Source organism: Nocardia otitidiscaviarum NBRC 14405 (assembly GCF_000308635.1).
Taxonomy (GTDB): Bacteria; Actinomycetota; Actinomycetes; order Mycobacteriales; family Mycobacteriaceae; genus Nocardia; species Nocardia otitidiscaviarum.
In genome coordinates, this window is sequence record NZ_BAGD01000279.1 from 56,622 (window position 1) to 69,933 (window position 13,312).

The 13,312-nt window shown below is 66.5% G+C and carries 18 protein-coding genes; 13 read left to right on the top strand and 5 right to left on the bottom strand.

Features of this window, described 5'->3' with window-relative positions:
• The first annotated feature begins 13 nt into the window (after positions 1 to 13).
• On the top strand, positions 14 to 763 hold the full coding sequence (locus ON31_RS38430) for a DUF2637 domain-containing protein (RefSeq protein ID WP_051038213.1): 750 nt from the start codon (positions 14 to 16) through the stop codon (positions 761 to 763).
• A gap of 79 nt (positions 764 to 842) precedes the next feature.
• Here the strand turns inward: ON31_RS38430 and ON31_RS36095 are convergent, their stop codons facing one another.
• The 4 genes from ON31_RS36095 to ON31_RS37150 form a co-directional block, all read right to left on the bottom strand.
• On the bottom strand, positions 843 to 1,169 hold the full coding sequence (locus tag ON31_RS36095) for a PadR family transcriptional regulator (protein WP_115061716.1): 327 nt from the start codon (positions 1,167 to 1,169) through the stop codon (positions 843 to 845).
• Between the two features lie 1,018 nt (positions 1,170 to 2,187).
• Positions 2,188 to 2,715, bottom strand: coding sequence for a hypothetical protein (locus ON31_RS32525; protein WP_147287256.1), 528 nt, complete (start codon positions 2,713 to 2,715; stop codon positions 2,188 to 2,190).
• A 12-nt stretch (positions 2,716 to 2,727) separates the two neighbouring features.
• Positions 2,728 to 3,516 carry a hypothetical protein gene (locus tag ON31_RS32530; RefSeq protein ID WP_039819038.1) on the bottom strand — a complete coding sequence of 263 codons (789 nt, stop codon included), beginning with the start codon at positions 3,514 to 3,516 and terminating at the stop codon, positions 2,728 to 2,730.
• Between the two features lie 65 nt (positions 3,517 to 3,581).
• Positions 3,582 to 4,088 carry a hypothetical protein gene (locus ON31_RS37150; protein WP_147287255.1) on the bottom strand — a complete coding sequence of 169 codons (507 nt, stop codon included), beginning with the start codon at positions 4,086 to 4,088 and terminating at the stop codon, positions 3,582 to 3,584.
• A gap of 214 nt (positions 4,089 to 4,302) precedes the next feature.
• Here ON31_RS37150 and ON31_RS32540 point away from each other — a divergent pair, with 214 nt between their 5' ends.
• The 4 genes from ON31_RS32540 to ON31_RS32555 all read left to right on the top strand — a co-directional run bounded on the left by ON31_RS32540 (position 4,303) and on the right by ON31_RS32555 (position 7,186).
• Positions 4,303 to 5,184: a helix-turn-helix domain-containing protein gene (locus ON31_RS32540; RefSeq protein WP_039819041.1), complete on the top strand. Its 882-nt coding sequence runs from the start codon at positions 4,303 to 4,305 to the stop codon at positions 5,182 to 5,184.
• Positions 5,181 to 5,381, top strand: coding sequence for a DUF397 domain-containing protein (locus ON31_RS32545; protein ID WP_039819042.1), 201 nt, complete (start codon positions 5,181 to 5,183; stop codon positions 5,379 to 5,381). The genes ON31_RS32540 and ON31_RS32545 overlap by 4 nt, the downstream gene beginning before the upstream one ends.
• A gap of 51 nt (positions 5,382 to 5,432) precedes the next feature.
• The gene (locus ON31_RS35110) at positions 5,433 to 6,377 is read left to right on the top strand and encodes a hypothetical protein (protein WP_051038214.1); all 945 of its coding nucleotides are present in this window, start codon (positions 5,433 to 5,435) and stop codon (positions 6,375 to 6,377) included.
• Positions 6,378 to 6,607: 230 nt separating this feature from the next.
• Positions 6,608 to 7,186 carry a hypothetical protein gene (locus ON31_RS32555; protein ID WP_039819044.1) on the top strand — a complete coding sequence of 193 codons (579 nt, stop codon included), beginning with the start codon at positions 6,608 to 6,610 and terminating at the stop codon, positions 7,184 to 7,186.
• Between the two features lie 110 nt (positions 7,187 to 7,296).
• Here the strand turns inward: ON31_RS32555 and ON31_RS32560 are convergent, their stop codons facing one another.
• Positions 7,297 to 7,641: a type II toxin-antitoxin system prevent-host-death family antitoxin gene (locus tag ON31_RS32560; protein ID WP_039819045.1), complete on the bottom strand. Its 345-nt coding sequence runs from the start codon at positions 7,639 to 7,641 to the stop codon at positions 7,297 to 7,299.
• A 231-nt stretch (positions 7,642 to 7,872) separates the two neighbouring features.
• Here ON31_RS32560 and ON31_RS32565 point away from each other — a divergent pair, with 231 nt between their 5' ends.
• From ON31_RS32565 to ON31_RS32600, 8 genes are all read left to right on the top strand, one after another.
• Positions 7,873 to 8,298, top strand: a complete 426-nt coding sequence (locus tag ON31_RS32565; protein ID WP_147287254.1) for a hypothetical protein — start codon at positions 7,873 to 7,875, stop codon at positions 8,296 to 8,298.
• Between the two features lie 75 nt (positions 8,299 to 8,373).
• Entirely contained in the window at positions 8,374 to 8,769 is a 396-nt protein-coding gene (locus tag ON31_RS32570) for a hypothetical protein (protein WP_039819048.1), read from the top strand.
• 143 nt (positions 8,770 to 8,912) lie between these two features.
• Entirely contained in the window at positions 8,913 to 10,421 is a 1,509-nt protein-coding gene (locus tag ON31_RS32575) for a hypothetical protein (protein WP_039819049.1), read from the top strand.
• 132 nt (positions 10,422 to 10,553) lie between these two features.
• Complete coding sequence (locus ON31_RS32580; protein WP_115061713.1) at positions 10,554 to 11,462, top strand: DUF932 domain-containing protein; 909 nt, start codon at positions 10,554 to 10,556, stop codon at positions 11,460 to 11,462.
• Between the two features lie 104 nt (positions 11,463 to 11,566).
• A complete protein-coding gene (locus tag ON31_RS32585) occupies positions 11,567 to 11,812 on the top strand; it encodes a hypothetical protein (protein ID WP_039819050.1) in 246 nt (81 codons plus the stop codon).
• 151 nt (positions 11,813 to 11,963) lie between these two features.
• Positions 11,964 to 12,248, top strand: a complete 285-nt coding sequence (locus ON31_RS32590) for a hypothetical protein (RefSeq protein WP_115061712.1) — start codon at positions 11,964 to 11,966, stop codon at positions 12,246 to 12,248.
• 101 nt (positions 12,249 to 12,349) lie between these two features.
• The gene (locus ON31_RS32595; protein ID WP_039819053.1) at positions 12,350 to 12,700 is read left to right on the top strand and encodes a hypothetical protein; all 351 of its coding nucleotides are present in this window, start codon (positions 12,350 to 12,352) and stop codon (positions 12,698 to 12,700) included.
• Positions 12,701 to 12,824: 124 nt separating this feature from the next.
• Entirely contained in the window at positions 12,825 to 13,307 is a 483-nt protein-coding gene (locus tag ON31_RS32600; protein WP_039819055.1) for a hypothetical protein, read from the top strand.
• Positions 13,308 to 13,312: the final 5 nt, after the last annotated feature.

Genomic DNA, 13,312 nt, shown 5'->3' on the forward strand with positions numbered 1-13,312 from the left:
ACAGTGCGGGTGGGTGCTGCTCGGTTTCTGGGCGCTGGTCTCGGTGGCAGCCAACGGCGTACACGCCGGTCTCGCTCAATCCGCCGGCGCCCCGGTCTCACCGCTGGGCGCGGCCGCCTTCGGCGTGCTCGCCCCGCTCTCGCTGCTCGGTGTCACCGAACTCATCGCTCGGCTATTGCGGCTGGCTCACGTCACCCGCGGATCGCATCTGATCTACGCCGCCTTGGGCCTGGCCATGGTCGGCGCGGCCGCCCTGGCGCTGGCCGCGTTCCGGCTTTCGTTCGCCGGACTCGAGGAATTCGGTGCGATGTGCGGTGTACCAAGGGATCTCGCATGGTTGGTGCCCTGCATCATCGACGGGGCGATCCTGGTCGCCGACGTCGCGGTGATCGCGGCGTCGACAGCTGCCCGTCTCGCACCGACCGCAACCCCGGCCGCACCCGTCTCCGCTGTGGTCCCGGCATCCCCCGCCATGCTCCCCGCTCGCCCAGCTGTCCCCGCTGTGCCGAACCGCGCCAGCGCACCCGCACCCACCCCGAACCCCGCACCGGTGGCGGCGAACTCGCCCACGGCCCGTACAGCCCCCGCGAAGCCCACCCCGAAGCCAGCGCCCACACCGAAACCGACTTCCGGGAAACTGACCGTCGCCGAAACCGCGCCGAGCAAGGCCATTCGGACGGCCGCGCGTCCCCGGCCCACCGAGGAACCTGTCAGGCCACGCCTACAGATGGTCATGCCGCGCTTGAACATCGCCGCCGACTAACCGAGATCTCCCAGCCAGCGCCGCGGCCGCCGCCCCGCACTGGCAACAGTGCCTCCCGGCTCCAGGTCGGACGAATTTATCAATCGGTTACCGGGAGGCGCAGGCGTGCACTGAGCTTATCGAGATGGGCGCTGAAGTTCGCGAGAGCGGCGCGCGCCGCAACCGTGCCGGTCTCGGTAAGCCTGTAGTGCTTGCGCGGCGGCCGGCCCTCTTTCACCGGGTCGATGCTCTCAGACTGTCCGATGATCCATGCGGCGCGTTCGAGTCGAGCCAAAATGGGATACAGTGAGCCACTGGGGATCTCGCAGCATTTCATTAGCTCGAACCCGTATCGGCTTCTGCTCGGGTCTTCGAGGAATTCGCGTAGCACACTGGCCACGGTTGGGGTGATCCTCACGCCATCCACGCTCCGAGCCTACATAGGACACCTAGCTTGGCATCTATATAGGGTATGAAGTGACCCTGCCGCGAGTAGTGAAGCGAGTCCCAGTCCTTGGCGCTGCTGTCCCTCTGGGGTACTGGGCCCGACCGACAATCACCCCAGGATCGTCCTCATGCCCTGGATCCCACGAGTTCAGTGGATGGGAATCGAGTACCTCGCGTGCGCGAGGTCGATGACTTGATTCTCTCGCCGAAACCTGCGCCGGTCTGTAGCTGCATGCCCGACGAGGGCCAGCGCGTCCAAGAACTCACGATGCCCAGACACCTGAGTCTCCACCGACTGGAAGGTGAGTTCCGAGGCCCGTGCCCGCACCTTCAGCGCGAGGCTCACCAACGCCGGCGCGAACGAATGCCTTCCGCTGCGGGTGGAGATGTCGTATCCGCGTGGGTACCACGATGTGGCCCTCCTGCCAGTCGGTCAGGAACTCCAAGCCCGTGGCCCCCACGTAGAACAGCGTGGGATCTTCTTCCGGTACATTCTTCAACGCCAACCTAACCGCGCGCAGATCGGCGATAGCCTCACGTGCCGCGGGGCTAGTGGCGGTACCAGAGGGGTTTGAGCTGCTGCACCCCCACTGACCATTCGATGCTACGTACGCGAACCCCGAGCGGCTGTTGTCGTAGTGACCGACAGCAGTGACGACAAGCGGACCGGGCGCTACAAGGCGGTCGAGATGGCCATGGATACCGCGTCTCGGATCATATGACCGCGTACGCCCCGGCTGATGCAAACCTGGTGAATCCGGCCCGGCGCTGATATGGGTGGCGTTGCCGTCGACGGTCATTCACTCACACCCATGTCCTGTTCGGTGCCTTCCGTCGGCAGACTGATGACTCGGGTCGGGCCCAGCTGAACGCGATTGGATCAGCGGTCAGCTTGAGAATCTATCAACCCAGAGGGGGCTTGCTGGCGCGAATCCAATGAATATCCACCACCAGCGGCTGAGCGAGCGTGCCCGCACCGACAGGTCATGAGAGCAGAACTACTTCTGATCGCTATCGAACGGGCCGGATCTCATGGCCATTGGCCCCTGTGCATTGCGCCGTTGTCCGTAAACGACTTCGTTGACCAAGTCTGTCCATTCGTTGGCCCGCGTGCCCAACGCGTGCCATGCGGCGTGCACGGTCTGCTCATCACCATCGTTCCGCAGAAGCGCCACGGCTTCCAAGTGAGCGGCCGCCATGCGGTCGACCGCGGCGCCAGGGGAATCATCGCAACCAGCCATAAATGGAGCCTGCGCCTGAGCCCAGTCGTCGACGGCGCGAATGAAAGCCAGCCGTGCCGCCTCATAGTGCTGCGACGACGAATCGGGTTGGACCCGTGCACGCAGCTCGGCGAGCGCCCGCGCGCAGCGAGTCACCGGGTGCGCATCCGCAGTGTCGCCGATATGCCCGCAGAAGGCGGCATACAGCTCATGCCAGTCCGGCAGAATCGCACGGCCCGACGGGCATCCGGTAGCGAGGTCGTCGAGCACGGTCATCGGGTCGATGTCGTGGTGTACATCTGCCATGACCGCCCCCGTTCACCTTCGCGCTGCCTGGTGCGGCCGCAACTCGGTCGCGCCGGTCAGAACGGCTGTGCCGAGAGCGGTTGGCAACCCCATCGAGCAGCGAGTCAGCATCCCCCCATCCACGCGTACGCGATCGGCGCGGCCCAGCTCCTCCAGCACCGCGGGCACCGCTGCGTCCGTGGTGCGCGCTTCGTGGATCTCCACCATCAGCTCGGCCGGCCACAGGGACAGCCGGACTGTGAGCTCGGCTGGCTCCGGGGCGAGCTGCGTGTAGATCGGTGTGTCGGTCCTCTGCGCCTCGATGGCCTCATCGACGACAGCCAAGACCACCGACTCCACGGGCTCGACCATGGCGCGCAGTCCCACCCGTGTCAGCACCTCATGGACCCGTAACTGCACCACCCCGTGCGCCGAGATCGTGGCTGTGCAGCGGAAGCTGACCACCTCCGAGCCAGTCGGCAATGGTGACAGCCCCCTGCCAGCGCGCCCGCGGGAGACCAGAGAATTCTCGGCCGGATCCAGGTACCAGACCTGCGCCTTCATCTCCCACAGCCGGTACAGAAGAGTCCGTCTCGGCAGCGGATGGCCATCGAGATGCGCCGTGGTCGGTACGTAGACGTGGCTGCCTCCCGCTGCTCTGAGTTCACGGAGCAGAGATCTCAGCTCTTCCGATTCGCTGGCGCGTTCACGGAAGAAATGCACCGTGCCGACCCCGTCCCGCGTGGCAGCGTCCTGCATCAGCCGCTCGACATCCGCGCGACGATCGGCCACCAGGTCCAACCGCAGGTACCCGAGGGCCATTCGACCCGACTCCATGCCGACCCCTTTCGATGTTCGAAACCTGGCAGGTCCCAGCCACGGCACGCCTACTGCGCGGGTCCGGGGCGATCTAGATGCGCCACATTGGTCGCGATGTCGACCACCGCGGAGTGAGGGGGCAGCGAGCCGCCACGAGGCTCCACAAGCCATCGGCGATCGGCGCCCTGGCCACCGTCTGGTGGTGGCAGGACGATCAAATCGGCGACCCATGCGTTCAACCGCAGCAGCGGAGCGAAGTCGTTGAGGACATCCGCTCCGGGCGGGCCGGTCAGGAACGTGGCCCGACGTGATCGCCGGTCGGCGATCACCGGCCCGAGCAGGTGACGATCGTTCAGACCGGTGATGATCAGTGAGGCGAGAGAACGCGGGACGACAAGGCCACTGACGGCCCCCGATCTCAATACGACGTGCCGGCCGCAGGGACTATGGGTCACGGGTAGCTGGAGCAGCGAGCGATACCGCATGCACGCGTGAGTGATCGCCGCAGGAACCGTGTTGTGAGCAGACGGCGTGACCCGATCGTCGGAACTGAATTCGTCACTGTCCGTTGGCATTTCGCAATCCCGTCGGTAAACCGACCACTCCGTGGGAGCGGGCCGGACCTGTGATCCAAGTCAAACACGACATACCATCAAACTGCAACCCGTCAAAATTGAATTCTCAGAATATCTGATAGGCACCTTGACTGCCCGCAGTCTGCAAACAGTCAGTGACCTACCAGTCAAAATGACTGGTAGGCTTCGGCTGAACCCTCGGGGAGGTAAGCGAATGGCCGGTACAACGGATGCGACAGTGGCGCGCCGACAGCTATCGCGCAGGCTGCGAGAGCTGCGTGAAGCTGTGCCGATGACCCAGGAGCAGGCCGCCGAACTCATGGAGTGGTCGGTGTCCAAACTGTCGCGGATCGAAAAGGGCCAGAACGGGGTCCGCGCCATGGATGTCGAGAACATGTGCAACATCTACAGGCGGCCTGACCAGGCCGACCGTCTCGGTGCACTTGCCCGCGCCGCCAAGAATCGGTCCTGGTGGCACGCCTACAGCGACGTCATCCCCGAGGGGTTTGACGTCTACATCGGCCTCGAACCCGCCGCGGATCGCTTTCGCTGGTACGAGAGTGGGCTAATCCCCGGCATCTTCCAAACGGCGGATTACGCCCGAACCCTCATCCGTACCGACCACCCCGAGGACACCGCAGACGAGATCGAGCGCCGCGTCCAGCTGCGGCTTACCCGGCAATCGCTGCTGACCCGCGAAGACTCCCCTCAGCGCTGGCATGTCGTACTCGACGAGGCGATCCTGCACAGGCCCATCGGAAGCCCCGCCATCATGCTGGCCCAGCTCGAACGACTGCTCGAGGTCTCAGAGCTACCCAATGTCACTATCCGAATCGTTCCGTTCCATATCGGCATGCACACCGGTGTCACCGCGGGTTCGCACGTGCTACTGGACTTCCCCAACAGCGCCGACGCCCAATTCGCTGAGGCCACCACCGTGTACGTCGAAGGCTGGACCGGCGCGCTGTGCATCGACCAGGCCGACGTCGTCGCGCGCTACGAGCGCGCATTCGACGGCATCGCCAGAGCCGCCCTGAGTTCCGAAGACTCCCGGGCGATGATTTCGAAAGCAGTGAAGGAGATGAACGCGAAATGACCACCGATGCCGACTGGCGCAAGTCCAGCTACTCCAATGGGTCTGGAAACTGCGTCGAGGTCGGTTTCTATGCCGACGGCACCATCGGTGTCCGCGATACCAAGCAACACGGACACGGGCCTGTACTTCGCTTCCACCCCGAAGCGTGGGCCAGCTTCGTAGTCAGCACCGCCGCCGGAGAATACGACCGCCCCTGACGTCAACAAAGCCGTTGACCAACCCCTGTGTCAACGATTAGGTTGACAGCCATGGAGCTCGAAGCGGACGAGCAAGCCCAGTTGCCGGACGACCTGCGGGACTACATCCCCGAATCCCGGCGAGATGATGCCTCCCTGTGGGATTGCATCGAGGCCGTACGAACTCACCTTGAGTCGCGCGAGGACCGGCAGTCGGCTGCCGCCGCTGTGAAGGCGTTGCAGCTGATTGCCGCTCACCGCGAAGCCGTCGACCGTGCCGAATCCGACCTCATCCAACAGGTGATCGCCCGCGGGTGGACATGGGAGGAACTGGGCACCGCGCTGGGTAAGCGCAGCCGGCAGTCGATGCAGCAGCACGCGAAGCGCGTCGGAGCCCGTGTTCGTCAGTCCGGGAGCCGCGCGCGCCCCTCGGAACGGAATCCGACGGAGCCCCGAAGTATCCATATGGATAGTGCACCGCCGCAGCCACTGCTCATCCCCACTGTGGGCGAACAAGCCGCCGATGCGAGCGGTGTGGAACAGGCTGTGCCTCGCGTGAATTCACGCGACGACGCCGCGACACGTTGGCAGCACGAGGGACCGACGGTACCGAATGCAACCGGGTACCTGTGGCGAATGGACCGGCGCGCCGAAGTACTGCGCCGCGCGGCCCGCTTCTGCCCCAGCTGCGGCCACACTCCCGCGACGATGTCCGACCTTGGGCGACTCCGAGAGGATCTCAAGGTCAGTTGGCTGCATCCGGATCCCCGACTCCCCGGCGAGGTCTCCGAAGTCCTGCACTGCGAGCACTGCCAACCGTCTCCCGGTGAGACCGCCGCTGTGTCCTGTCTACGATGCGACGACAGCGGGCCCCTGCTGGCCTACACTCTCGCCGCGGAACTGCGAGCTACCGGTGCCGTCCCGGCCGCAGTTATCGCATGGCTCGCGGACCACGGATGGCGCTCCCTCCCCGGCGGTGCTCTGATCTGCCCCGATCATCCAGCCGGAGCAGCCTGAGCCCATAAGGAGCTCCCCCGCTCGGTTCGCTGGGCCTTGCGTCGAGATACATCAATATATTTCGACATGCGCATCTACAAATATTTTTCGGACGAGTTGGAGTCGGACCGTCTGCCTAAGGTATCCATGTGGATAGCGTGGAGCTCGCGGCCGCCGCGGGCGCAGCGGAAACGGCCCCATCGGCGAAAGCGGCCAGTAAGAGGCATTACTCAACGGGCAGGCTCACGGGCGTGCATCTCGAGCTGGTCAGCGCTTGGCGGCAAGCGCTGACCGAGCCCACGACCTGGCGAACACCCGATGGTCGACCACCAGCCTCAAGTTCGGACTGCATCGCGGCCGCCGTCGTCGCTTTCCTCGAGACCGATCCGGATCCGCTGGACGTAGCGCGATACGCCACTCGAATCCGGCTCGCGCACAAGGAAGAACGGCTGAGCGAGCGCTTCCCCCAATCGCGCCCCGCATCGTTCTACCTGCCCGAGAACTTCGCCGACCAGCTCGACGCCCTGCTACTCCGGGCCCGCACGATCCACCAGGAGCTCGCCGACGCAGCCCGCGCCGAGGCCCGCGAGCTCTACCCCGGCGGCCGCCAGGCCGTGTCCCGGTACGTGCACGTCGTCGACCAGCTCGCCCAGCGTGGCCTGCCGGCCAAGGTGTATGTCGTGCCAGCGGGAACGGTGGCCCGGATGGCGATCGAGCGCTGGCGCCGCCGCGCTCCGAGGTCCGTGGTCGCGGCCGCGGTCGAGCACGCTCACGAACATCACACCCAGCTGCACCGGGCCCGCAGAGACATGGGCACGACGACACACTGAGCCCACTCCCCTATCGAAGCAGGTCACAGGTGCCGATGAAAGTATCCATATGGATACTATTCGCGGCTCCACGCGGTGGTGCTCCGGTCGGCGCCGGCGGAGCTGCGCGGCTAGTCGGTGACGGGGTCCCCGAGGCTGGGCAGAGCCTCGCGTGTCCACGTATACGGCGCGAGCACGAGCGTCACGTCCTGGCCGTAAGGCTCGATGAGGATGTGCTCGCCGCCGCGGGCCCGCTCTCGATACTCGCGGAAGCGGCTGCGCAGCGCGTTGAGCCCTACCGTGGCGCGAGCCTCTTCGGGCACGTCGACCGCTGTGCACCCGAACCGCCAGGTCTTGACCGACATCAGCACCGCTTCGGCGCGACCTCTCTTCGTGATCGCGAACGCCTCGCCGTCGTCGGTCGCCTCGGCAATGACTTCGCCCCACTTCTCATTGCGCAGGGTCTGCGTATCCACGGCTCGCACGCCTTGAACAGTACGCACTGTGCGGATTGTGCGCAAAGCAGTGCAACGGCCCTCGGAAATGCTTGTGACCTGCGGATACTTGCTCAAATGTGACATAGATCACTCCCGTTTGAGGTGAGTACAGTTCGTACAGTTGGTACAGTGGATTGTGTCAGGGGGAGAGCGAAAACGGAAGCCCGAGCCCCCGACGCGTCCCGCGAATCCGCATCGAAAGGATCACCTGTGCTTACACCGAGTAAGGCCGCCGCGAGCGTGCGCACCGCGCTGTGCGCGGAATCGCCCACCGCCACGTTCACCGATCTGGATACGCTGCGGTGGCTCGACCGCATGGCAACCGCGCAGCAGCCCGCCCCCGGCGGATATCTCGAGCCCGCCGCTGATCTGGCCGTGAAAGCTCTCATGGTGGCCGCCACCTTGTGGCCGTATCGGGGCGGCCGGGCGGCCGCCGGTATCCGGGCCGAGCTGAACGAACAGATCCGCATCTACAGCCGGTCGGCCGCCGAGTGGAGGCAGCGAGGCACGTCGGCTCTCACCGCATCGGTGAGCCCGCAGCGTGCCCGCGACTACGCGCAGACCTTCGACGACGCCGCCGACGCGCTCGCCGAGATCGTGCGCGCACTCGAAACCGAGTTCGCCGCCGATCTCTGACCGACCCCGCAGCCGAGAGGACCGGACGGCCGCTAACCGCCCGGTCCGCTCGCCTCACCGAGGAGCGAACCCCGCATGATTCCCAATCCGCTCGACCCCTTCGCCACCGAACCGCCCTACCCGTGCACCCGTGCATGCGCTCTCGCCGAGGGACACCTGGTGGACGTCACCGACCAGTCCCGAATATTCGAGTTCGGTCGCCCGGTCGCGCTCACCCGCGCCGCCCACCGCGCCGCTGTGGCCTGTCCGGACCAGCCACGCCGCGAACACCTGCGCCTGCTCGAGACCTTGCGCAGGGCCCGCACCGCGCTCGCGGCCGCTGTGCTGCACCACGACGGCGACCGCGTGCCGTTCCAGGTGTTCCGCCGCGACGCGGGCGGCGGACTGGCCGCTATCGCGCTGTACGTCGAGCGCGGCTACGGCGACGACGACGAACCGGTGTGCACCATTCTCGCCGACAGCGACGCATGAGCGGTACCGCCCCGCAGGCCCGCGCCCCGCCCCGTCGACCGACCCCGCCCAGGCCACCAGGACGACCCGAAACGGAAACGGGACCAGACAGCCGCTAACTGCCTGGTCCCGATCCCCAAGAACCATAGAGAGGGACAGACGAAATGACAACCATCGAGCGCGCTACGGACACCGTCGACCAGGCCCCAGCCACGGCCCAGGCCCAGGCCCCGACGACCCCGACGCCGATCGCGGAAGCCGATCGGCACCCCGTGGGATCGCTGGCCAAGGTTGACCCGAATTCCGTTGCGTTGGAGAAGAACCGGCGTCAACGAGTCGACAACAAACTCATCGGAGCCGTTCGCGCGTCGGGTGGCAATCTGTTCGCCGCCCACGGCTACTACGACAGCGAAGGTGTGCTGACCATCCGCCACGGTCAACACCGCACCCTCGCCTGTCGAGCCGCCGGTGTCGAGCTGAAAGTGGAGATCATCGCGGCGGACCTGTCCGGATCGGTCGCCGCCGAGGCCGATCGGATCAGCGAGCAGTTCAGCACCAATCACGACCAGTACGCCGCCGATGACACCGACGTCATGGACGCTGTGACCGAAATGATGGATCTCGGATTCTCGGCGAACCAGGCAGGGGCGAAACTGCGGATCGGCCGCAAGCGGGCCGCCGCCGCCCGCGACGTCGCCAAGTCCGCCACGGCCCGCGCCGCCGTCGACGCCTCACAGCTCAGCCTCACCGAAGCGCTGGTGCTCGCCGAGTTCGAGGGTGACGAGGAAGCCGAAGCGGAGTTGCTGCAAGCCGCCGCCGAAGGGCAGTTCGCCCACGTCGCCCAGCAGTTGCGCGAGGACCGCGACGCCCGCGCCGAACGCGCGCGCTTGTGCGCCGAACTCACCGACGCGGGTTACACCATCTTGACCGAGTGCCCACGCTATGACAGCTACGAACAGGTGTCACTGCACTTCCTGCGCCGTCCGGACGGGCGGATAGCCAACGGCGAGGACGTGAAGACCCCCGAGCACTGGGGGGTGTGGCTGGCGGTAGGTGAGGTGAAGACCGAAAACGCCAGTGGCGAAGTCGAAGTGCGTACCGGGTGGAAACCCGAGTACTTCTGTCTCGCCCCTGCCGCCGAGGGTCTGTCCGTGGTCGGCGGAGACGCGGCCGCGAGGGAAGAGAAGAAGCGCGTACAGCGTGAGCGTTCCACTCGCTGCAACGCGGCCGCCCGCGCCGCCACCGTGGTGCGCCGCGAGTTCGTGGCAACCCTGGTCAAGGGCAGCAAACTCCCCCCGAAGGCCGACAAGCTGACCGCCGCCGCACTTACCCGTGACCCCGCCCTGCTGACCGAGTACAGGGGCCGCGCGATCGCTGCGGAACTGCTCGGTTTCACGACCGACAAGCTCGCCGAAGCCGTCGAGAAGGCCAGCGAGGCCCGCGCCCGCGTGATCGCCTTCGCCTTGTTGTTGGGCGGATTCGAAGCGCGGATGCAGCCCACCGACGCCACCCCGAACTATTGGCGAGTCGGCGACCCCGACAAGACCCACGGATACGCCAGGCTCGAAATAGCAGCCCTCTACCTGCGCTTTTTGCGCGAGCGTGACTACGGGCTCGCCGACATCGAACGCGTGACGATCGGCGAGGCATCCACCGCCGACATCCGCGCCTAGCCCCGCCAGCACGACAGTTCGCCCCACATTCCGCGCGGGCCGGAACACCACCAGTTCCGGCCCGCGTCGTCATGTGTGTCGCAGATCACATCTCGAAGTTGTTCGCACAGTTCGTACAGTTGGTACAGTTAGATGTGTTGGGAGAGAGGAAGACCACACCCCCGACAGCACATCCGCAATCGCCGTAAGGAGTACGAGAAATGGCACTGGCATCCAGCTTCCGCAACCCCGTGGCCATCCAGGCGAAGGGCAGCGAGCCCGCTCAGCCACGACGCGATTCGCAGCGTCGTGCCGAGCATCTTCGCCACCGAGCCCCACGAGACCCGCAGCGCCCTGTACGCCTACATCCCGACCGTGGATGTGCTGAACGCCTTGCAGCGCGAGGGATTCCAGCCCTTCGCCGCAGCACAGACCCGCGTGCGCAACGAGGACCGCCGCGACTTCACCAAGCACATGCTGCGCTTGCGCCACGCCCGCGACATCGCCACCACCGAAGCGAACGAGATCATCCTGCTGAACAGCCACGACGGAACATCCAGTTACCAGATGCTCGCCGGAATGTTCCGGTTCGTGTGCACCAACGGGATGGTGTGCGGGGACACCATCGAAGACGTACGCATCCGCCACACCGGCAAAAACGTCATTGACGATGTGGTGGCAGGCGCGTACAGCGTCCTCGAGAATTTCGAACTCGTCACCACCGAGCGCGACGAAATGAAGGCCCTTCCCCTGTCCTCCCGCGAAGAACGGGCGTTCGCCGACGCCGCCAGGGAACTGCGCTGGAATTCCGAGGAGAAACCGGCCCCGGTCGCAGCCACGCAGCTGCTCGCGGCCCGCCGCTCCGCCGACAACAACCCCGATCTGTGGTCGACGTTCAACCGCGTGCAGGAGAACCTCATCAAGGGCGGTCTGGACGGCAGGACCCGCAACGACCGCAAGGCGCGCACCCGCCCGGTGAACAGCGTCACCGAGGACGTGCGACTCAATCGAGCCCTGTGGAAGCTCGCCGCGAACATGCGCGAGATCAAGCAACAGGGCTGACCCCAACCGGTCCCGGTGGGACCGGACGGCCGCTAACCGCCCGGTCCTGCCTGGATCACCTCATCCCCAGCAACACCCCCCAACCGACCCGAGGAGGTCACCCAATGTCCACCACCGCCGCGACCGTCCACCCGAGCGCATACGCGCTGACCGCGCTCACCGCCGCCGTGCGCGCGGGACACACCGCCCTGACCGGCGACGCCCCGGAGTTCCGCGACGCCGCCCGCCGGGAGGCGCTGACCGAGGCCGCCCACGAGGCCGCCGCCGCCGTCGTGCGACTCGCCACCGAGCTGGGAGCCAGCGACGATCAGGCGTTCGCGTGCTTGGACCAGGCGGTACTACCCCGCTAGTCCCGGGCCGCGCTCGAGGCCCGGACAGCCGCTAACTGCCCGGTAGTTCCGAGTGTCCGCCCTCCACCCATTCCCCGGCGCGCGTCGCGCCCGCCCTCGAGGCAGGAGCAGGCGCGGCGCGCGCCGATCTACGGAGAAAGGCACCCCGACAATGAATTTCGAACTGAGCCACCTAGGCCGCCGCCCGCACAGCACCGTGTTCGGTAGCGCCGTCGACGGCGACGACGCCACGGTGCGAGTCGTCGACACCGGCGAAATCCTGTGCCTGTCGCGGTTGGACGGCGAGGACGGATGGACCGTCGACACCGCGTTCGGCCCCGATGGCCGCCCCCTGTGGGTACACGCGTACGGCACCCGGACCGGGGACACGGTCACCGCCCCCCAACCCCTTGCCGACGCACTCACCGCGCGCTGCGCGGAGCGTGCCCACCAGTAGAGCCCGACATCCGATCGCCCCCATTCAGACGCGGACCCGGTTCTAGCGTCCGCGCCGCCGTTGCGCGATCACTCAATCATTCGCTACCCGAAGGATATTCCGTGAACGACTACGTATTCGTGACCCTGCTCAGCAACGTTCCGCCCGCCCACGCCCGCGAGGACGCCGCCGAAGCCATCCACGACACCGAGGCCCAGGCCCGCCGCTGGGCCGAAGAGCAGTTGCGCGAGTCGGTGCACCACTACGGCAACGGCTGGAGCTGGTGCGTCGCCGTAGTGCGCACCACCCGCGAGGACCACGAGGATTGCCGCTGGAATTTGCTGGACGATCTCGTTGCCCGCGCCTCGTGGGACAGCAGCGCCGAGGCCGTGCGGTGGGACGTTCTCGGGCCCGAGGGCCCCGCCGCCACCCCGTGGAGCGAGGTCCACGCGCGCGGCCCGGCGCGCAGCTGAGTAGACCCGCAGCGGCAACCGCTAGGTGTGATGTAGATCACTCTCCGAAATGATTCGCACAGTTCGTACAGTTGGTACAGTTGATTGTGTTGGAGGGGATCAGATCACACAGAAGGAGAACCCAATGTCGCAGCCTGATTTCAGCACCCGGTGCCCCCAGCGGTACGCGCGTCTGAGCCCGGTCGAGAACGGCGACCAGCTCGAGTGCAGCGCGTACCACGATCACAGCAGCCGCCGGTACGTGCTGATCACCGATGCCGACGCGTCGCGGGAGGCCGACCATGCGTGGACCCGGGAGCTGTTGCGTATCGCCGCGCTGCCGGAGCACGAGCGTACGGCGGAGATGCGCGCGCAGCGCGTGCACGACGTCGACCGCAAGCGGGTCGATGTCTATGCGGACGCGCTGCGCCGAGAGGCGCAGTACGCCCGCGCGTGGGACGGGGAGCTGTTGCGTATCGCCGCGCTGCCGGAGCACGAGCGCACCGCCGAGATTCGCGCGCAGCACCTCGACCATATCGACCGCGAACGGGTCGCGTCCTACGTGGAGAAGCTGCGCGGCGACCGTGCCGCCGGATTCCGTGTGCTACTGCGCGGCACGGGCAGCTGACCCGA